Source organism: Streptomyces sp. NRRL S-37, from assembly GCF_000721605.1.
GTDB lineage: Bacteria > Actinomycetota > Actinomycetes > Streptomycetales > Streptomycetaceae > Streptomyces.
In genome coordinates this window covers 49,042-67,287 of record NZ_JOIZ01000025.1, presented here as the reverse complement: position 1 = coordinate 67,287, position 18,246 = coordinate 49,042, and the positions used below count along the sequence as shown (strand labels likewise).

Here is an 18,246-nt window from a genome sequence, read left to right as displayed (position 1 = left end):
CCCCACGTTTTTCTGATCAAGACACCGAACATGGAGGGTTCGCGTCCCCCCGGCCGCTCGGACGGAACAGTAGCGGCATGTCCACGATGGTGATCTTGGTCGACGGGACATGTCCCGCACGGGTGGATGCCGAGGCGGAGGAAAGGCACGGCGCACGCGGGAGGCTCGCGAATATTTACTGGCCGGGTGTGCTCGATCGAGAAATATCACTACGTGGACACCCGGGGCGGCGGGGCGGGGCTCCGTGCCCCACGACGGGTCCACGCAGGCCCGGTGCTCGCCGCGGGGGAGTCCGTTAAGGTCGTGCAGTGCGTTTGAGAGTGGAGTTCACGACCGAGCCCTTCGACCTCGACGAGGCGCCCGCGCACGCGGTCGTCGCGCGGGAGGTCGTCGAGGCGGCCGAACTGGACGCGGTGGACGTCGGACCGTTCGGCAACACCGCCGAGGGCGGCGCCGACGAGGTGCTCGGCGCGGTGGACGCGCTGTTGCGCAGGGCGCTGACGGCCGGCGCCACGCGCATCTCGCTCCAGGTCAATGTGATCAAGGAGGGCGACCGGTGACCGGCACCGGTGACGAGGCCTTCATCGCGGCGGTGAAGCCGCTGGTCGACGCCATGGGCGGCGAGATGGTCCCGCCGGACGAGGCGGGGGCCGACGACGTGGTGCTCTCCTGGGAGGGTGCGGCCGTCGTCGCCGTACGGCTGCCGCAGCTCGCGGACTCCCTCGACCACATCCTCGCGGCGCTGGAGCGCAGGAAGGGCCGCCCCCTCGCGGATCTGGACCGCAGGGCCAAGCAGGAGATCGTGCGCGGCCTGGAGGCACGCGGCGCCTTCGCCGTACGCCACGGCGTGGAAACGGTGGCCACCGCGCTCGGCGTCAGCCGCTTCACGGTCTACAACTACCTGAACCGCGAGAAGGGCGCGTGAGCCTGCGGCTCGCGTGAGCCCGCGCGCCGCTGTGAGGGGCGTCTGGGCCCGTGGCCGGTGTGGGGTCCTGGGCCTGCGGGCCGCTGTGAGGCGTGTCCGGGCCCGTGGCCGGTGTGGGGCCTGAGCCCGGCCTGCGAGAGGCCCGCCTGAGCCCACCTGGCCGGTATGAGGGGCGTCTGACTCCGTCGTCGGCGTGAGGGTGTCCGGGCCCGCCCGCCCGTGAGGGGCGCGTGGTCCTGTGGACGGGGTGAGGCGCGTCTGAGCCCACGGCCCGTGCGGGGGCGTCTGAGCCCGCGGCCCGTGAGAGGGGGCGTCCGAGCCCGCGGCTCGTGAGAGGGGCGCCCGGACCACGCGGTCAGGGTGTTCCCCTTTGTAACGCCGAATTTTCAACAAACTGTTGACGCGCTGTCCGTGACGGCGTTCACTGTCGGCACGCCCGTTCAGCACGAAGGCCGCTCGCGGCCCAGGAGGCTCACGTGACGTCGACTTCCACGTCCCCGGGCCTGGTCCGCTTCAACGCCCTGGAGGAGCACGCGGCCCTCGCCGCACTGCACGAGGCGTGCGCCTCCACGGCATGGGCCCGGCGACTGCTCGCCGCCCGCCCGTACGCCACCGCCCACGACCTGTACGCCGCCAGCGACGCCGCCATGGCCGACCTGACCACGGCCGATCTGGAAGAGGCGATGGCCGGGCACCCGCCGATCGGCCGGCCCAAACCGGGAGACCCGACCTCCGCCCGCGAGCAGAGCGGCATGGCCGGCGCCCCGGACGGACTCAGGGCCGAGATGCTCGAACTGAACCTGGCCTACGAGGAGAGGTTCGGTCATGTGTTCCTCATCTGCGCCACCGGCCGGACCGGCGAGCAGATGCGCGACGCCGTCAGGGAACGCCTCGGCAACCCGCCGGAGCGGGAGCGCGAGATCGTCCGCACCGAACTGGGGAAGATCAACCGCATCCGGCTGGCCCGACTCGTCGAAGAGGACTGACGCACCATGAGTACCGACACCACCGCCTCCGTGTCCACGCACATCCTGGACACCAGCGCCGGCCGCCCCGCCGAGGGCGTCGCCGTCGGCCTCGCCGCCCGCTCGGGCCGGGACGCCGAGTGGCGGGCGCTCGGCGGCTCCGCGACCGACGCGGACGGGCGGTGCAAGGACCTGCCGGCACTGCCGGAGGGAACCACCCACGTACGGCTCGACTTCGCCGTCGAGGCGTACTTCGAGGAATCAGCCAAGAAGAAAGCCGAGGCGCAGCAGGACGCCCCCGCGAATCGGGACAGCGGCGCGGGAGTGTTCTTCCCGGAGGTGGCGATCACGTTCGCCGTCGTACCGGGCGAGCACTACCACGTACCGCTGCTGCTCAACCCGTTCGGCTACTCCGTTTACCGAGGGAGCTAGCTAGATGCCGACCATTCTGGGACAGAACCAGTACGGCAAGGCCGAGAACCGAGTCGTCAGGATCACGCGGGACGGCACCACCCACCACATCAAGGACCTGAACGTCTCCGTCGCCCTCTCCGGCGACATGGACGAGGTCCACTACTCCGGCTCCAACGCCAACGTCCTGCCGACCGACACCACCAAGAACACGGTGTACGCGTTCGCCAAGGAGCACGGCATCGAGTCCGCCGAGCAGTTCGGCATCCACCTCGCCCGCCACTTCGTCACCTCGCAGGAGCCCATCCACCGGGCGCGCATCCGCATCGAGGAGTACGCCTGGGAGCGGATCGAGACCTCCGGCGGCGACGGGGCCAAGCACTCCTTCGTCCGCAAGGGCCAGGAGACCCGGCTCGCCCAGATCACCTTCGACGGGGAGAAGTGGGAGGTCGTCTCCGGTCTGAAGGACCTGACGGTGATGAACTCCACCGACTCCGAATTCTGGGGCTACGTCAAGGACCGGTACACGACACTCAAGGAGGCCTACGACCGTATCCTCGCCACCTCGGTCTCCGGCCGCTGGCGGTTCGACTGGACCGACGACGAGCAGGCGATGCCCGACTGGGAGCGGTCGTACGAGGAGGTCAGGAGGCACATGCTCCAGGCCTTCGCCGAGACCTACTCCCTCTCGCTCCAGCAGACGATGTACCAGATGGGCGCGCGGATCATCGACAACCGCGACGAGATCGACGAGGTCCGCTTCTCCCTCCCGAACAGCCACCACTTCCTGGTGGACCTGGAGCCGTTCGGGCTGAGGAACGACAACGAGGTGTACTTCGCCGCCGACCGCCCCTACGGCCTGATCGAGGTCACCGTCCTGCGGGACGGCTGTGACGCGCGGATCCCGGTGGACCTCACCAACCTCTGACCGGCACACCTTTCGGCACCCGTGGCCGGGGAACACAGGGGAACGCGTGAGAACACGCGGGCCCACGTCACCCGGCCACGGCACTCAAACTCCCAGGGTCCTGCCGTGCCCCCTCCACGTACGCGAAAAGGACGAACCATGGCAGCAGACCGGCGCATCGTCATCGCGAACTGCGCGATCGCGACCGTCGACGCGAAGGACACCGAGTACGCCTCCGGGTACCTCGTCCTCGCCGGCAACCGCATCGAGTCGCTCGGCGCGGGCCCGGCCCCCGAGGGCCTCGAGAACGTCGCCCGCCGGATCGACGCCACCGGGCATCTGGCGACCCCCGGCCTGGTCAACACCCACCACCACTTCTACCAGTGGATCACCCGGGGCCTGGCCACCGACCACAACCTGTTCAACTGGCTCGTCGCCCTCTACCCCACCTGGGCGCGCATCGACGAGCCGATGGTGCACGCGGCGGCCCGGGGCTCGCTCGCGATGATGGCCCGCGGCGGCGTCACCACCGCGATGGACCACCACTACGTCTTCCCGCGCGGCACCGGCGACCTGTCCGGCGCGATCATCCGCGCCGCCCGCGACATGGGCGTCCGCCTCACCCTCGCCCGCGGCTCGATGGACCGCGGCGAGAAGGACGGCGGACTGCCCCCGGACTTCGCCGTCGAGTCCCTCGACGACGCGCTCGCCGCCACCGAGGAGACGGTACGCCGGCACCACGACGCCTCCTTCGACGCCATGACGCAGGTCGCCGTCGCCCCCTGCTCGCCCTTCTCCGTCTCCACCGAACTGCTGCGGGACGGCGCCGGACTGGCCCGGCGGCTCGGCGTACGCCTGCACACCCACGGCTCGGAGACCGTGGAGGAGGAGAAGTTCTGCCACGAGCTGTTCGGCATGGGCCCGACCGACTACTTCGAGTCCACCGGCTGGCTGGGCGAGGACGTGTGGATGGCCCACTGCGTCCACATGAACGACTCCGACATCGCCGCCTTCGCCCGTACGGGGACGGGTGTCGCCCACTGTCCGTCGTCCAACGCGCGACTGGCGGCGGGCATCGCCCGCGTCCCCGACATGCTCGCGGCCGGCGTCCCGGTCGGCCTCGGCGTGGACGGCACGGCGTCCAACGAGTCCGGCGAACTGCACACCGAACTGCGCAACGCCCTCCTCGTCAACCGTCTCGGCCCCCACCGCGAGACCGCCCTGAACACCCGGCAGGCCCTGCGCCTCGGCACGTACGGCGGAGCCCAAGTGCTGGGCCGCGCCGGGGAGATCGGCTCCCTGGAGCCGGGCAAGCTCGCCGACCTGGTGCTGTGGCGGATGGACACCCTCGCGCACGCCTCCATCGCCGACCCGGTGGCCGCGCTGGTCCTCGGCGCGGCGGCCCCGGTCACCGCGTCCTTCGTACACGGTCGGCAGATCGTGGAGAACGGCCGCCTGCTCACGGCCGACGAGGACGAGATTGCCCGCTCCACCCGTACGGAGGCCCAGCGGCTGGCGCGCATCACCGAGCGGGGCTGAGCCCCGCCGAAGCCACCGGCCGGGAGACGGCCCTCAAGGGCGCGAAGTCCCAGGCCACGCCATGAGATTGGCGAACAGTTCGGCCTGCTCGATCGCGTCGTCCAGCGCGTGGTGCGTGTGCCGGCGCCGGGACAGCAGTTCGCGCGGCATGGTGCCCTTCGCCACCGCCCGCAGCGGCAGCCCCGCCTTGGTGGCGTACAGGGTCTTCATGTCCAGGCAGCCCGAGTGCCCGAAGGGACTGGAACCGGTGAAGCGGATCAGGTACCAGTACAGGAACGTCCAGTCGTACGACGCCGGGTAACCGCACATCACCGGCTGGGCGCCGACCGCCGCCTCACGCACCCAGTCGGTGAACTCCCGCATCGCCTCCGCCGGTTCGGCGCCCTCGGCACCGAGCCGGTCCCGGTCGAGACCGCTCACCGCCAGCGCCTCGGGCACGAACTCCTCGCTGATCGGCCGCAGTTCCCGGTAGAACGTCCGCTCCTCGGGATCGGCCGCCCGGAATCCGTCGGCGTCCTGCGTCCCGGCGACCGAGGCGCCCAGACTGAGCATGGAGTACGGCCCGGGGATGGGCCCGTCGGCCTCGATGTCGACGGAGATGTAGAGGCTGGGTCTGACACGTCGTGGAGCCATGGGACGCAAGGATCGCAGGCAGGAGAACGCTCCCGCATCCGGAATACGCCGCCGGTCAGGCCGCCCGGACCGCCGCCACCTCCTCCCGCAGCCGGGGCAGCAGGTCGTGGTACACCCCCGGGCAGAGGGTCTCGCCGTAGTCCTTGTGGCCGTAGAGCCGCGCGGACGGGATGCCGTACCGCTCGCACACGTACGCGCACAGGGCCACCAGGACGTCCCACTGCGCGTCGGGCGGTACCGCGCCCGCGTGGTAGGCGCCCTCGCACGCGATGCCGATGGCCTGGTCGTTCTGCCCGGAGGTGTGGGAGCCGAGAACGAAGTTGCGGCTTCCGGTGAGTGCCTGGAGGCTGCCGTGCCGGCCCTCGGTGATCCAGCCGCCCCGGCTGACCAGGAAGTGGTAGCCGGTGTCGACCCAGCCGTTCTTGTCCAGGTGCAGGTCCTGCACCCAGTGGGCGTGCGTGTGCGCCTGGGCGCGGGAGAAGTCGGTGGTGTTGGCGCTCACCGTGTGGTGGACGACGATCCGGCTCGGCCGGTACCGCAGAACGCCGATGGTCCCCTGCGGGGAACGGGCGTTCCAGGTGGCGGTGGAGTCGATGTCCGGCTCGACGGCCTCGGCGTCGCGCGCCTGCGCGGTGCCCGGCACGGCGCCGGCGGCGGCCAGTCCGGCCGCGCCGGCGATCAGGAGGCGGCGCCGGAGGGTGTTCTCGGGATGCACGGTCACTCCTCGGGGACGGAGGCGGGGTGGGGGAAGACGCAGGGGCCGGCGACGGACGGCCGCCGGCCCCACCGCGTGATCGCGCGTCAGGTGTTGTTGGCGAGCGCCAGCAGCCGGTCGCGGGAGCCGTTGAACTGGTTGCGGTCCACGTTGCCGGCGACACCGGAGACCGAACCGGTGCTGGTGTACTGCCACACCGTCCAGGTGGGGAAACCACTGGGGATGGTCGGCGACGCCGCCGAGGTCCAGTGCGCCACCCACAGCGGGCTCTTGGCGGACATGCCGGTCCAGTTGCCGGTGCAGGTGTTCCACCAGCTCGCCGTCGTGTAGATGACGGCATCGCGGCTCGTGCGCGACTTGTACGTGGTGTAGAAGTCGTTGATCCAGGTGCGCATCTGCGTGGTGGACAGGCCGTAGCACATGGCCCCGTACGGGTTGTGCTCGATGTCCAGGACGCCGGGCAGGGTGAGGTTGTCGCGCGACCAGCCGCCGCCGTTGTTGACGAAGTAGTTCGCCTGGGTGGCGCCGCTGGAGACATCGGGGCGCGCGAAGTGGTACGCGCCCCGGATCACGCCCGCGTTGTACGCGGCGGGGTAGTTGCTGTTGAACCGGTCGTCCTTGTAGGTGGTGCCCTCGGTCGCCTTGATCCAGGCGAACTGGATGCCGGCGCCCCGGACCGAGGCCCAGTTGACGGCGCCCTGCCAGTGCGAGACGTCGATGCCCTGGACGCCGCCGGTGGGGGCGAGGGCGCCCGATGACGGTGCGCCGGCCGGGCCGCCCTCGTGGATACGGGTGCCCACGCCCATGTACGCCTCGCCGGGTTCCACGCGGACACGGTCCCGGTCGGGCTCCGGGGCGGCGGTCGCGCCGCCCGCGGTGGTGGCCGTCAGCGCGAGCGCGGCACCGAGGACGCCGAGCGCCGTGGCGACCCGTCTGCGGGGGCCGGTCAAGGGACGGGGGACAGAGAACATGGGGACTGCCTCCTGACACATGTGGGGATGAGCGAAGGAGGTGACGCCGGCCGCTGCCACCTGGGCAGATCCGTACCTTTTGACGTGCGCGCGTCATTAGTTACGCACGTGGACTCCGCGGGTGTAAAGGGCCTCCGGTTTCCTCTGGTGGTCTGGTCCACTGTAGGAGCGGATGACCTGGAAACCCGGGAACCGGGCGGCGGAAACTTTCAGCGGGTGAAAGCCTCAGCCGGCGCATGCTGACCCTCACCCTGCGCAACCTGGAACGCGACGGTCTGGTCAGCCGTACGGTCCACGCGACGGTGCCGCCGAAAGTGGAGTACGAACTCACACCGGTGGCCCGCGAACTGCACGAGACACTGCTGCGGCTGACGGACTGGGCCGAGCGCCACCGGGTCCACATCGCCGAGTCGCGGGCGGCCTACGACACCGAGCACGCCCGCGAACCCGCCGACGCGTAGGACTACAGCCCGAGCAGGCCCGGGTCCTTCGCCAGGTCCCGGAAGACGTCCCGCGGATCCGGCACGAGCTTGCGCCGCTTGAGGTCCATCAGCCCGCCGACCGCCGTGATCTCGGCCGCCACGGTGCCGTCGGCCTTGGTGATCGTCTGCTCGATGGTGAAGACCTTGCCGCCGCTCCAGGTGAAGGTACAGCTCACGTCGGCCTCGTCACCGGCGAGCAGCTCCCGCCTGTAACGGATGGTGGTCTCCAGGGCGACCGGCCCCACGCCCTGGGAGATGAGCCCGGACTGGCTGATCCCCGCCTCCTGGAGCAGCGACCAGCGCGCGTGCTCGGCGTAGTTGAGGTACACGGCCTGGTTGAGGTGCCCCTGCACGTCGGTCTCGTATCCGCGCACGGTCACCCGGACGGAAAACGGCTCGCTCACGGTGTCTGTCCCCTTCACGCCTGCTCGGTCCGGTGCATCACCCACCGATCCTGGCACGCCCCTCACACCCGGCGCGGGGAGGCCAGCAGATAGCGCGCCCGGGTCCTCGGCTCCGTGTACTCCCCGACCTGCCAGCCGGCCCCCTCCAGCGTGGCCGCACAGGCCCGCAGCGCGGTGCCGTCCGGCTCGTACACGGCGACCGCCTCCGGCTGCGGGGTCTCGCGGACCCGGTAACCGCCCTCACCGTCACCGGCCGGGCGATGTCCGGCGGCCTCCAGGGCCAGCGCGGCGGCCTGCACCAGATGCGAACGCTCCCAGCCGCACGGCCGGTCGGTCGCACCGTCGGGATTGGTCATCCGGCGCAGCTCCAGCATCCCCTGCCAGGCACCGCGCACCTCCCGCAGCCGGGCGGGGCCCGACACGGGCGCGGCGGGCTCGCCGCCGGTACGCGCGGCGAACACCCCGGTCGCGTCCGGTGCCTTGACCGGCTCGGGCGCCGCCTCCGCCTCCACCGTCTCCGCTTCGCGCGCCCGGTGTCCCGCCGGGGTCAGGAAGTGATCGTGCGGCGGCCTCGGATGCCGGAAGGCGAGCCCGCGCTTCACCAGCGTGGCGAGCTGTGCGGGCGTACCCCGCAGCCGTCCGGTACCGGGGTCGGCGGCGTCGACGATGCGGCGCTGCGCGGCGGTGAGCGGTCGGGTCATCATCGTCCGGAGGCGTAAGGGAGGAAGGCGGCCCAGTGGTGGGGGGCGAAGGCGAGACGGGGCCCTTGTATGTGCTTCGAGTCGCGGACGTGGATCGTTCCGGGGGTGAGGGCGACCTCGACGCAGGCGGGTCCGTCGTCGGTGCTGTAGCTGCTCTTGAACCACGCCAGCTCGGTGCCGTCACTGGTCGGGGGCTTCACACTCATGTCTCTCCAAGGACTTTCTCGACGAAGGCCAGCGACTCACGTGGCGGGAGGGCCTGGGCCCGGATGACTCCGTACCGCAGCTCCAAGATCTGGATCTCCTTCCTCTCCGAGATCAGTCGGCTGGTCCGCTGAACCTCGTTGTGTGCCACCGTGGCGCCCTCCTTGAGCCGCAGCAGGTGGAAGGGGCCGCCGAGACCGGCGTTGTCCTCGCGATCCAGAGGAAGGACCTGGATCTCCACGTTCCGCTTCTGTCCGATCTCCAACAGTCGTTCGAGCTGTCGGCGCAGCACCATTCTGCCCCCGACCCGCCTCCGTAGTGCAGCCTCATCATGCACGAAGCTGAAGGACAGGTTCGTCTGCTTGCTCTCGATGACTTCCTGGCGTGCCAGTCGCGCGGTGACAAGCCGGTCCACCTCCTCCTCGGAGAACGCTGGACGCCGCGACCCGAACACTGCCCGCAGGTACTCCTCGGTCTGCAGGAGCCCGTTGATGACGGAGTTGTCATAGGCGCAGATCTCCACGGCCTCCGCCTCCAGCTTGGCCAAGTCCCGTACTTTCTTGGGGAACCGGGCCCTCTCCACCTCTTTCTTCAGCCCCGCGATCAAACCGCCCGCTTCGAGCACCCGGTCCGCCGCCTCCAGGAACTCCTCCGCCGGAGCCCTGCGCCCGCGCTCGACGGACGACACCTGCTCCTCGCTGTACCTGATGGCCGTGGCGAGACCGGCCTGGGTCATGCCCTCCCGCTCCCGGCACATCTTGATGACCTTGCCGACGGTCCGCAGCACGGCCGCCGACTCCTCGTCCGCGCCGTAAGGCTCCACACTCATGGCCCCACACCTCCGTGGGTTCAACACACGGCAGGCGCGGGACGTCACGCGTCACGACCCGGACAAGCCCGGACAGTTCCCGTACGGCGCTCCCGGGTCCGGCCGCCGGGACTGTTCACGGCGGATCCAAGTGACCACGCTGAGTGACATGAACGTCGAGATCGCCCCCGTGGACGAACACACCGGACCCGTCCGCCACTTCCGCATCCACCTCTCGGCCACCACCCGGGGCGCCCGGCTCGCCCGTCACCTGACGGCCGAACAACTGGCATCGTGGGGCTGGCCGTACGACACCGAGGCCAACCGCACGGCGTCCCTGCTCGTGGTCGAACTCGCCACGAACGCCGTACGGCACGGGCGGGTACGGGGCCGTGACTTCGCCCTGCGCCTGACCCTGCACCCGAAGGACGCCACGCTCCGTATCGAAGTCACGGACGCCCGCCCGGACCACCACCCCCCGACCTCCGGCGCGCTCGCCCCCGCCGAACCCGACACGGAGTCCGGCCGCGGCCTCCTTCTGGTCGAGGCCCTGTCGTCCCATTGGGGCACGACCGCCGGAGACCCGTACACCAAGACGGTGTGGTGCGAGGTCGCCCTGTGCTGAGCGGCGGGGTCAGGAGTTCCTGCGGTTCCCTTCCCAGCTCCAGATCGCGGAGATGCGGTGGTCCTCCTCGTCACCGGGGAGGGACAGTGGACCCACGCTTCTCTGAACCAGTAACTACGGTCCGTTGAGGCAGTCGGCAAACCTGTGGCACGTGAGTACCGTCCCGGGCAGGATGCGGCTATGCGTGATGTCCGGAGCGATCCCGAGTTGCAGGAGCTGGTTCGGCGGTTCGTCACGCCTGATCGGCGATATCTTCGGTTGGGCGGGAGCGTTTTCCGGTTGAGCGCGGTTGAGCGCTCCGCGTTTGTGCGGGATCTGGCTCAGGCTGCGTACGAAATCACTCCGGCGGAGCTCGGCGTCCTCTTTGAGGGTGGATGGCGCGAGCGCAAGACTGCCGCCTGGCTGGTTGCTGTGGCCCACAGGTCCGAGTTCCGCGAGCTCATAGGTCGGCTCCTGCTGGCCAGCGAGGGGCCGTATGCGGGCGCGGCATACTGCGTCGCCCTTGCGAAGTTCGGTACTGCAGCGGATGCCGAACTGCTCAGCGCATACCTTGATCACTACTTGTCGCGTCCCGACCTCGACTACGACCAGGCAGTCGTCCTTGGGACGCTTCTGTACCTCGATGAGATTCTCGGCTCCGAGTACACGACACGGTTCCTTGCCCCGGCCGGTCCCTGGGACCGATGGCTCGAAGTCCGGGCCGTGGCGGCTCTCGACCCGCATGACTGTCGGCAGGCCGTTGGGCAACTGTGCGCTTTCGTCGACGAGACCGCTGAGGTCTTCGCCTCGCTGGCCTGCGGGAGCTGATCATGACCGAGCGGGACATCATCCTCAACGAACTCGCCCAAGGACTGCGCCCGATGTCACAGGGCATCGAGTGGTTCGACACCCGCAGCCCGGAGGAGCAGGCCGAGATACTCCTGTTCCTGCGCCACCACTGCGTGCAGGCGCGCGCCGTCACCGAAGACGGACCGGAGAGCATCCGACGTGCCGGGCTGCGCCCGACGCACACCCCGGCGGTCTTGATCACCTGCGGCCCGATCGACCAGCAACTGGGGAAGATCGCCGGCCTCACCCCTGTCGACGAACGACGCAAGGCGTTCCGGCTACTGGTCGAGGTCCTCGCGGTCGCAGACGAACGGCGCCGCGAACGCTTCTGCTCCGGCGGATGCGGCCACTGGTGGCACAACCTGCCCGTCGCCGACGGGTGAGGACGATGGGCTCAGTGTGAGGTGGCCGGTGGTGGCGTCTTCCGGTTCGAGCGGGTCGCGCGCAGCGACGCCAGGAGGTGCAGCCGGTCCGCGTCGGCGCTGCCCGGCTCGGCGGTGAAGACCAGCATGAACGGACCGGGTTCGCCGGGCAGCGGATAGGTGTCCCAGTCCAGGACGACGTCACCGACCTCGGGGACCCGGAAGGTCTTGGTGCCGCTGACCGAGGCCCGTACGTCGTGCCGGGCCCACAGCCGCCGGAACTCGGCGCTGCGGATGCTCAGTTCGCCGATGATCGCGGTGGCGCGCGGATGGGTGGGGTCGGTGGCGACGGCGGCGCGCATCATGCCGATGTACTCCAGGGCCTGCCGCTCCCAGTCCGGGCAGCTCCGCTCGCCGGTCCGCGTGTCGTCGAACAGCAGGAGGAGCATGTTGAGCCGGTCGGGCGGGTAACCGTCCGGGCTGCCGAGCAGCACCTCTGCCATCGGGTTCCAGGCGAGCAGGTCGAGGTGGCGGCCGAGCACGACCGCCGGGGTGTCCATGACCCGCAGCAGCCGCCGGGTGCTGTCCGGAACCCTCTCCGGACGGCGGTCCGGCCGGGCGGGCACCGGCCGGCGGGCGGCACGGGCCAGACCGAACAGGTGCCTGCGTTCCGCCTCGTCGAGACCGAGCGCCCCGGCCAGCGCGTCCAGGACGTCGTCGGACGGGCGTACCTCCCGGCCCTGCTCCATCCGCTGGTAGTAGTCGGTGCTCAGCCCGGCCAGCAAGGCCAGCTCCTCGCGCCGCAGCCCGGTGACCTTGCGCCGGCCGCCCGGCTCCAGACCCACGTCCCGCGGATGCAGCCGGTCGCGCCGGGCGCGCAGGAAATCACCGAGCTCACGGGCGTACGGATGGGTCATGCCGCAAGTGTGCCTTCCCGGTGAGCACCCAAGGTAGGTCCCGCAGACCTAGGGAAACGAGAACGACCGAATCGGCCCGTACCGCTCCTAGCGTCGTAGGTCCACCCGTCGACACCCCAGGAGCAGCAGATGGCCGGATGGACCGCCGACCGCATCCCCGACCAGACCGGCCGGACCGCCGTCGTGACCGGCGCGAACTCGGGCCTCGGCCTGGTCACCGCCACCGAGCTGGCCCGCCGGGGCGCCCGCGTCGTGCTCGCGGTCCGCGACACCGCCGCCGGTGCGGAGGCCGCCCGCCGGATCGGCGGTGACACGGAGGTGCGCGAGCTGGACCTGGCCTCGCTCGACTCCGTCCACGCGTTCGCCGCGAAGCTGGCCGCCGACCACCCGGCGGTCGACCTGCTGGTCAACAACGCCGGCCTGGTCCTGCTCGGCCCGCGCCGCACCACCGCCGACGGCTTCGAGCTGCACCTCGGCACCAACATGCTGGGGCACTTCGCGCTGACCGGACTGCTGCTCGACCGGCTGGCCGCGGCGAGGGAAGCCCGGGTGGTCGGTCTCAGCTCGATCACCCACAAGAACGCGCACCTCGACTTCGACGACCTGATGTCCGAGCGGGACTACCGGGCCGCTCCCGCCTACGGCCGGTCCAAGCTCGCCACCACCGTCTTCGGCGTCGAGCTGGACCGGCGCCTGCGCGCCACCGGATCACCCGTCATCAGCACACTGGCCCACCCCGGCCTCACCCGCACCAACCTGACTCCGCGTGCCTGGGAGCACCGTGGCCGGCTCGGACAGGTGATCGCGCGGGCCGGCCTGCTGGTCACGCAGCCGGTGGAGCGGGGCGCGCTGCCGCAACTGCGCGCCGCGACCGATCCCGGTGTGCGGGGCGGCCAGTTCTTCGGGCCGTCCGGGGTGGGGGAGACCCGCGGCCGGGTCACCGAGGCCCGGCTCAGCCGGGAGGCGGCCGATCCGGCCGTGGGCAGGCGGCTCTGGGCGGCGGCCGAGGAGCTGACGGGCGTCCGCTACCTGTGAGCCGTCGCCGCTTTGGAAGGACCGCGAGCCGTCGGGGCGTTCGACGGAACGGGAGCGGGCCCTGACAACAGGACCCACTCCCGCTCCGTCCTCGGGAACGGTCGGAGAGCAGTCGACTGATCAGCCGCACTCCGATGTGGGGAGACCCGTACACCGAGACGGTGTGGTGCGAAGTGCCGCTAGGGTGACGGGCGTCGACGAGCCGGCCGAAGGGACAGTGGGGGGATGAGTGCCGTGGAGAGCTGGTCCCGGGTGATGCGTCTTCTCCGGCAGCACGCTCCGGCCGATCACGCGGATCTGCCCGGGCCCGCGACGGAAGAGATGCTCGCGTCCCGGACGAGGGGAGCTTCTTCCTGGGCGTCAGGGCGATGGAGAAGCTGTACGCGAACCGCGCCACGCCTGAGGGATGTGATCCTCCGGACCAGCCGGAGAACCCGTTCTGGCGCAACGAGTGGATCCCGTTCCTGTCGGACCAGGACGGCTGGACGGGGAAGTTCATCGACGCGCGGGACGGACGCATCGGCAGGTGGACCGTGGGTGAGATCACGGTCGTGGGGGAGTACGACACCCTGGCTGACTATTTCGCCACAGCACGCCCGGTCGGGTTCCGAAGGCGATGTTGTGACGCGACCAGGCTTTCATCTGGTCGAGCCAGTCCTGCGGGTACGGGTAAGGAGGGCAGGGATCGCCGAGGGTGGTGGCCAGTACCCGGCGCAGTGAGGGGAACTCGAACCTCTCCTGCCACGGCGAGCAGTGGCCGGTCCGGATGCCACGCCACGGCGGGCGTCCGCTTCTCCCTGTCCCACCCCAAGGCGCCTTCATAGGGGGCCGACGAGAGGCTCACGGAGCCGAGCTCGCTTTTCCGGGCCAAGGATCGATGGAAGGCCGGCACGCAGCGGCCCGACTAGGTTGAGTGCATGACAAGCCTTGATCACCCCCAACTCTCCGGGCTGGGACGGAACCCGTCGGCTCCTCAGGATGTCCTGGTACGTCTGGCTGCACACAAGGCCGGCCGACACGGGATATCGCAGCGTCGCGGGCGGCTGGAGGACGCCGTTGTCGATGCTCTGCTGACGCACGGCGACTGCAATACCGCGGTGGGCCTTCACGGGGACCGCATCTCCCCGGAGATGCGCCGCAGGATTGCCGAACATCCCGATCCGGCGATCCGCAACGCGTTCACAGACTTTGTCCGCGACATGGTCAACCGCAAGGTGCAGATCGGTATCGACGACCTGGAGGAAGCCTACGGTCAGCCTCGGGTGATGCTCGCCGGCACGCAGAGTCCGAGCCTGCGTGCCGCGGTCGCACGAGCCTGGTACGACCGGCCTCTCGCCGTGCAAGTGGAACTACTCGCAGACCCGGACCCGCAGGTCCGTGCAGCCGCCACCGAGCGCAGGAATCCGGGTGTCCCGCCCGAGTGGAGGGAGCGTTGCCTTGCCGACCCTGCGGTTCGCGTTAACGTGGCGCGCTATGCCCCACTCACATTGGAGCAGTTTGCGCAGCTCATGCGGCACAAGGAAAAGGAACTCCATCAGGCTGTCGCCGGTAACCCTCATCTGACGGCAGAGATGGTCGCCCAACTCCTGGGCCTCGACGACCCGCTCGTGCGGGTCGCGATTGCGCAAAGTCGGCATGTGGACGCCGAAACCCGGGATCGACTGTATGCGCTCGTAGAAGCCGAACGCGCGGACGGGAGCATCGAGGCGGAAGTGGCTCTGAGCTGGAACTTCGCCGAACTGGACTGGCTGCGCGAAGCGCCTCTCGACGAACGGATGAGCTATCTGGACTGCCGGCACACAACATTCCGGCGCGTACTGGCCTCCTGCCGCGACCTGCCTGAAGAGGCATGGCGTCAGCTGGACGACGACCCGGAGCTCGTAGTCCGCCGTGCTGCCGCCCGTCGGCCGAACACACCACCGGAGGTTTTGGAAGGGCTGGTCCGCGTCCACGGCGACGTACTGCACATCCGACCGCTGCTCGTCGACCACCCCAACTTCCCTCGCGACGCGCTGCGCACGTTCGTCGACGAGCCAAGCCCGAACGTGCGCTACCTCGCCCTGGAGGACCCGGAACTGCCCCTTCCACACCTTCAGCGACTCGCCGCCGCTGCCGAGCCCTTCCTGCGTCGCGGGGTCGCCCGTCACCCCAACATCACGGACGGGTTGCTGGAGCGGCTGCTCGGTGACCCGGACCCCCAGGTAGCCGACGACGCCGCTGCCAACTCTGTGCTGCAGCCGACCCAGATGTACCGGATCCTCACCGCTGCCGGCTTGTGACGCCACGAGAGGCCCAGGCCCCGGGTTTTCCCGGTTCTCGCGGAGACGGCGGTGCGGGGGCGGTGAAGACGGGCATGCCGAGGCCGACCAGTTGTGGTCGGCCGTCGGCTCCCGGACGAGGGGAGCTTCTTCCTGGGCGTCAGGGCGATGGAGAAGCTGTACGCGAACCGCGCCACGCCTGAGGGATGTGATCCTCCGGACCAGCCGGTCTGCGAGGCAGCCGGAGGCCGGCTCGTCTGGTCGTAGCCCCGGCCCGACGCACCGCCGACGCGGACGGCGCATCGCGTTCCATGGTCTACTCGCTCTCGGCGCGTGCCTTGTTGAGGGCGGCCTGAATACGGAGCCAGGTCGGATCCGTTGCGTCGGCCGCGGTCACTGTCGCAAGATCGTCCGCTTCCCATGTGCGGGTGCCGTCGGTCACGACAAGGTGCGTCTCCAACTCGGCGTCGTCGTCCGGGATCTCGGTGGTGGTCTCCGAGAACTCCACGGCCGCGGCCCTCGCGACGTCCCTGCTTGTGGCGCCGGTCGGCGCGGAACCGGTCGGCACGGACAAGAGCACCAGTTCTCCCTCGCTACCGGCGACGAGAAGCTCGCCGGTCGCGGTGGCGGCCACCACAGCACGCCCGGTCGGGTTCCGAAGGCGATGTTGTGACGCGACCAGGCTTTCATCTGGTCGAGCCAGTCCTGCGGGTACGGGTAAGGAGGGCAGGGGTCGCCCAGGGTGGTGGCCAGAGTCCGGCGCAGTGAGGGGAACTCGAAGACCTCCACCGAGTGTTCGTAGGCGTTGCCGCGGATCACCATATGGCGTCCGTCCGCGCTGAAGAGCGGAGCCTGGTAGCCGTCGCAGTCCAGGATCAACGCCCGGCGGAGCGGCCGCATCACGGCAGGCGCGGTCTCCTGGCCGACGCGCGCGAAAAAGCAGTACGTGGCCCCCTGGTTGCTGGCGAGCGTGGCGACGAGCCCGCCGCCGGGATGCTCGGCGACCCCCGTGTCCCACGGGCGTCCGGCACCGACCTTTCCGGAAGCGAGATCAAGGGCGTCCGAGCTCCCTCTCCTGCCACGGCGAGCAGTGGCCGGTCCGGATGCCACGCCACGGCGGGCGTCCGCTTCTCCCTGTCCCACCCCAAGGCGCCTTCATAGGGGGCCGGCGAGAGGCTCACGGAGCCGAGCTCGCGGAGTCGCCCCCCACCGCAGTCCCAGACGTGAACGGCCGGACGCTCGGAGTCCGAGCAGGCCGCCAGCGGAAGCCGGGGGTGGCATATCACGTGCTCAAAAGCGCGTGCACCGCTGACCGACGCACGTGCCACTACTTCGAGATCAGTCACCCCGGCACCGTAGTGCCCTCCACTGACAGAGGCGGTTGCGCCGGCCGCCCGGGTCGCTGCCGGTCGGAGGGCCTACGGGCCGCTGATGCCGGTGATGCGCTAGGTGCGGGAGAAGGGCGCCCAGCGGGAGAGGCCGAACCCGGTGCCCTCGCGCCGGATCTCGAAGGCGCCGTGGCCGGGCAGATGGGCGGGCAGTACGAGGGCGTTGTGGTCGGCGGCGTAGGCGAACATCCGCGCCCGGCTGGCGCGGGCGGTGTTCTCGTCCTCCTCGAAGCAGCTGTTGAGGTGGGGTTCGTGGATCTGGATCGCGCCGTGCATCAGGTCACCGGCGAAGACCGCGCGGTCGCCTCCGGATTCGAGGTGGATGACCGAGGAGCCGGGAGTGTGCCCGGGGGCCGGTTCGAGCCGGAGGTTGGAGTCGATGACGTAGGAGTCGTCCCAGGTCTTGACGAGCCCGGCCTCGATCACGGGGTCGATGCTGTCCTCGTAGACGTTCTGGTTCCCCCGGCCGAACACGGTGTTGTGCAGGTTCTCCGGGTGCCAGTACTCGACGTCGGGCCGCGGCATGAGGTAGGTCGCGTGGGGGAAGGTGGGGACCCAGTCGCGTCCGTCGAGCCGGGTGTTCCAGCCGACGTGGTCGTCGTGGAGATGGGTGTTGACGACGAGGTCGACGTCCTTCGGCTGGACGCCGGCCGCGGCGAGGTTCTCCAGGTAGTTCGTGTTCAGGTAGGACCAGATCGGTTGCAGCGGGCGGTACTTGCCGTTGCCCGCACCGGTGTCGATCAGGATGACCCTGCCCTCGCTGCGCAGCACCCAGGACTGGGTGGCGACGCGTGTCAGGTCGGTGCGGGCGTCCCAGTGGTCCGGGTCCAGCAGTGCGGCGTGGCGTTGCCATTCCTCGGGCTTGCTGCCGGGGAAGAACACATCGGTCGTCATCGGCGAGATGTCCGAGAACTCGATGACGCGGGTGATCTCGACGTCGCCCAGTCGGATCGTGGTGACCTGGGGTGCCGTGGAGGCGGTCGCCTCCGTGGGCGAGAGCGGCGCGGGTGGGGCGGTGGGCATGTGTCTCCCTCGTTCGAGTGCGACGCGCGGGGCCGGTTCGCGATGCGTCCGGCGGCGTCGTGGACGGCGGGTGGGACGGATACGGAGGGCGCTTGTGCCGTGATCCGTGTGATCGACTCTGAGGGCCCCGCACCCGGGTGACCAG

21 protein-coding genes and 1 pseudogene are annotated in these 18,246 nt (G+C 70.2%); 12 read left to right on the top strand and 10 right to left on the bottom strand.

The window, feature by feature from the left end:
* Positions 1-308 precede the first annotated feature (308 nt).
* The 6 genes from IH50_RS0131155 (at position 309) to IH50_RS0131130 (ending at position 4,747) form a co-directional block, all read left to right on the top strand.
* Positions 309-560, top strand: coding sequence for a hypothetical protein (locus IH50_RS0131155; protein ID WP_030869806.1), 252 nt, complete (start codon positions 309-311; stop codon positions 558-560).
* Positions 557-925 carry a helix-turn-helix domain-containing protein gene (locus tag IH50_RS0131150; RefSeq protein WP_030869803.1) on the top strand — a complete coding sequence of 123 codons (369 nt, stop codon included), beginning with the start codon at positions 557-559 and terminating at the stop codon, positions 923-925. Before IH50_RS0131155 ends, IH50_RS0131150 begins: the two co-directional genes overlap by 4 nt.
* Positions 926-1,401: 476 nt before the next feature.
* Entirely contained in the window at positions 1,402-1,911 is a 510-nt protein-coding gene (gene uraD, locus IH50_RS0131145; RefSeq protein WP_030869800.1) for a 2-oxo-4-hydroxy-4-carboxy-5-ureidoimidazoline decarboxylase, read from the top strand.
* Between the two features lie 6 nt (positions 1,912-1,917).
* Positions 1,918-2,322 (top strand): hydroxyisourate hydrolase, encoded by a 405-nt coding sequence (gene uraH / locus IH50_RS0131140; protein ID WP_030869796.1) that lies wholly within the window; start codon positions 1,918-1,920, stop codon positions 2,320-2,322.
* A 4-nt stretch (positions 2,323-2,326) separates the two neighbouring features.
* Complete coding sequence (pucL, locus tag IH50_RS0131135; protein ID WP_030869792.1) at positions 2,327-3,229, top strand: factor-independent urate hydroxylase; 903 nt, start codon at positions 2,327-2,329, stop codon at positions 3,227-3,229.
* Positions 3,230-3,367: 138 nt separating this feature from the next.
* The gene (locus IH50_RS0131130) at positions 3,368-4,747 is read left to right on the top strand and encodes an 8-oxoguanine deaminase (RefSeq protein WP_030869790.1); all 1,380 of its coding nucleotides are present in this window, start codon (positions 3,368-3,370) and stop codon (positions 4,745-4,747) included.
* A gap of 33 nt (positions 4,748-4,780) precedes the next feature.
* On the opposite strand, the gene IH50_RS0131125 is transcribed toward IH50_RS0131130, so the two are convergent.
* The 3 genes from IH50_RS0131125 to IH50_RS0131115 all read right to left on the bottom strand — a co-directional run bounded on the left by IH50_RS0131125 (position 4,781) and on the right by IH50_RS0131115 (position 7,066).
* A complete protein-coding gene (locus IH50_RS0131125) occupies positions 4,781-5,380 on the bottom strand; it encodes a 3'-5' exoribonuclease domain-containing protein (RefSeq protein ID WP_030869787.1) in 600 nt (199 codons plus the stop codon).
* Between the two features lie 55 nt (positions 5,381-5,435).
* A complete protein-coding gene (locus tag IH50_RS0131120) occupies positions 5,436-6,095 on the bottom strand; it encodes a peptidoglycan recognition family protein (RefSeq protein ID WP_030869784.1) in 660 nt (219 codons plus the stop codon).
* 86 nt (positions 6,096-6,181) lie between these two features.
* Positions 6,182-7,066, bottom strand: a complete 885-nt coding sequence (locus IH50_RS0131115; RefSeq protein WP_030869781.1) for a lysozyme — start codon at positions 7,064-7,066, stop codon at positions 6,182-6,184.
* Positions 7,067-7,284: 218 nt separating this feature from the next.
* On the opposite strand from IH50_RS0131115, the pseudogene IH50_RS0131110 reads away from it, so the two are divergent.
* A pseudogene (locus IH50_RS0131110) lies at positions 7,285-7,527 on the top strand (winged helix-turn-helix transcriptional regulator); the annotation flags it as partial.
* A 2-nt stretch (positions 7,528-7,529) separates the two neighbouring features.
* On the opposite strand, the gene IH50_RS0131105 reads toward IH50_RS0131110, so the two are convergent.
* The 4 genes from IH50_RS0131105 to IH50_RS0131090 all read right to left on the bottom strand — a co-directional run bounded on the left by IH50_RS0131105 (position 7,530) and on the right by IH50_RS0131090 (position 9,686).
* Positions 7,530-7,952 (bottom strand): acyl-CoA thioesterase, encoded by a 423-nt coding sequence (locus IH50_RS0131105; protein ID WP_030869775.1) that lies wholly within the window; start codon positions 7,950-7,952, stop codon positions 7,530-7,532.
* 62 nt (positions 7,953-8,014) lie between these two features.
* Entirely contained in the window at positions 8,015-8,653 is a 639-nt protein-coding gene (locus IH50_RS0131100; protein WP_030869770.1) for a hypothetical protein, read from the bottom strand.
* Positions 8,653-8,859, bottom strand: a complete 207-nt coding sequence (locus IH50_RS0131095; RefSeq protein WP_030869767.1) for a DUF397 domain-containing protein — start codon at positions 8,857-8,859, stop codon at positions 8,653-8,655. The genes IH50_RS0131100 and IH50_RS0131095 overlap by 1 nt, the downstream gene beginning before the upstream one ends.
* A complete protein-coding gene (locus tag IH50_RS0131090; protein WP_030869763.1) occupies positions 8,856-9,686 on the bottom strand; it encodes a helix-turn-helix domain-containing protein in 831 nt (276 codons plus the stop codon). Before IH50_RS0131090 ends, IH50_RS0131095 begins: the two co-directional genes overlap by 4 nt.
* 148 nt (positions 9,687-9,834) lie before the next feature.
* Here IH50_RS0131090 and IH50_RS0131085 point away from each other — a divergent pair, with 148 nt between their 5' ends.
* From IH50_RS0131085 to IH50_RS0131075, 3 genes are all read left to right on the top strand, one after another.
* Complete coding sequence (locus IH50_RS0131085) at positions 9,835-10,290, top strand: ATP-binding protein (protein WP_030869760.1); 456 nt, start codon at positions 9,835-9,837, stop codon at positions 10,288-10,290.
* 180 nt (positions 10,291-10,470) lie between these two features.
* Complete coding sequence (locus IH50_RS0131080; protein WP_030869757.1) at positions 10,471-11,097, top strand: DUF6000 family protein; 627 nt, start codon at positions 10,471-10,473, stop codon at positions 11,095-11,097.
* Positions 11,098-11,099: 2 nt separating this feature from the next.
* The gene (locus IH50_RS0131075) at positions 11,100-11,501 is read left to right on the top strand and encodes a DUF5958 family protein (protein WP_030869754.1); all 402 of its coding nucleotides are present in this window, start codon (positions 11,100-11,102) and stop codon (positions 11,499-11,501) included.
* A gap of 11 nt (positions 11,502-11,512) precedes the next feature.
* Here IH50_RS0131075 and IH50_RS0131070 read toward each other — a convergent pair whose 3' ends face one another.
* A complete protein-coding gene (locus IH50_RS0131070; protein WP_030869751.1) occupies positions 11,513-12,397 on the bottom strand; it encodes a helix-turn-helix transcriptional regulator in 885 nt (294 codons plus the stop codon).
* A 129-nt stretch (positions 12,398-12,526) separates the two neighbouring features.
* Here IH50_RS0131070 and IH50_RS0131065 point away from each other — a divergent pair, with 129 nt between their 5' ends.
* Complete coding sequence (locus IH50_RS0131065; protein ID WP_030869749.1) at positions 12,527-13,432, top strand: oxidoreductase; 906 nt, start codon at positions 12,527-12,529, stop codon at positions 13,430-13,432.
* A gap of 917 nt (positions 13,433-14,349) precedes the next feature.
* Complete coding sequence (locus tag IH50_RS42170; RefSeq protein WP_199822171.1) at positions 14,350-15,711, top strand: hypothetical protein; 1,362 nt, start codon at positions 14,350-14,352, stop codon at positions 15,709-15,711.
* Between the two features lie 295 nt (positions 15,712-16,006).
* On the opposite strand, the gene IH50_RS42830 is transcribed toward IH50_RS42170, so the two are convergent.
* Together IH50_RS42830 and IH50_RS0131045 are read right to left on the bottom strand one after the other, a co-directional pair.
* On the bottom strand, positions 16,007-16,324 hold the full coding sequence (locus tag IH50_RS42830) for a hypothetical protein (protein ID WP_234328268.1): 318 nt from the start codon (positions 16,322-16,324) through the stop codon (positions 16,007-16,009).
* A gap of 811 nt (positions 16,325-17,135) precedes the next feature.
* A complete protein-coding gene (locus IH50_RS0131045) occupies positions 17,136-18,101 on the bottom strand; it encodes an MBL fold metallo-hydrolase (protein ID WP_051767516.1) in 966 nt (321 codons plus the stop codon).
* Positions 18,102-18,246: the final 145 nt, after the last annotated feature.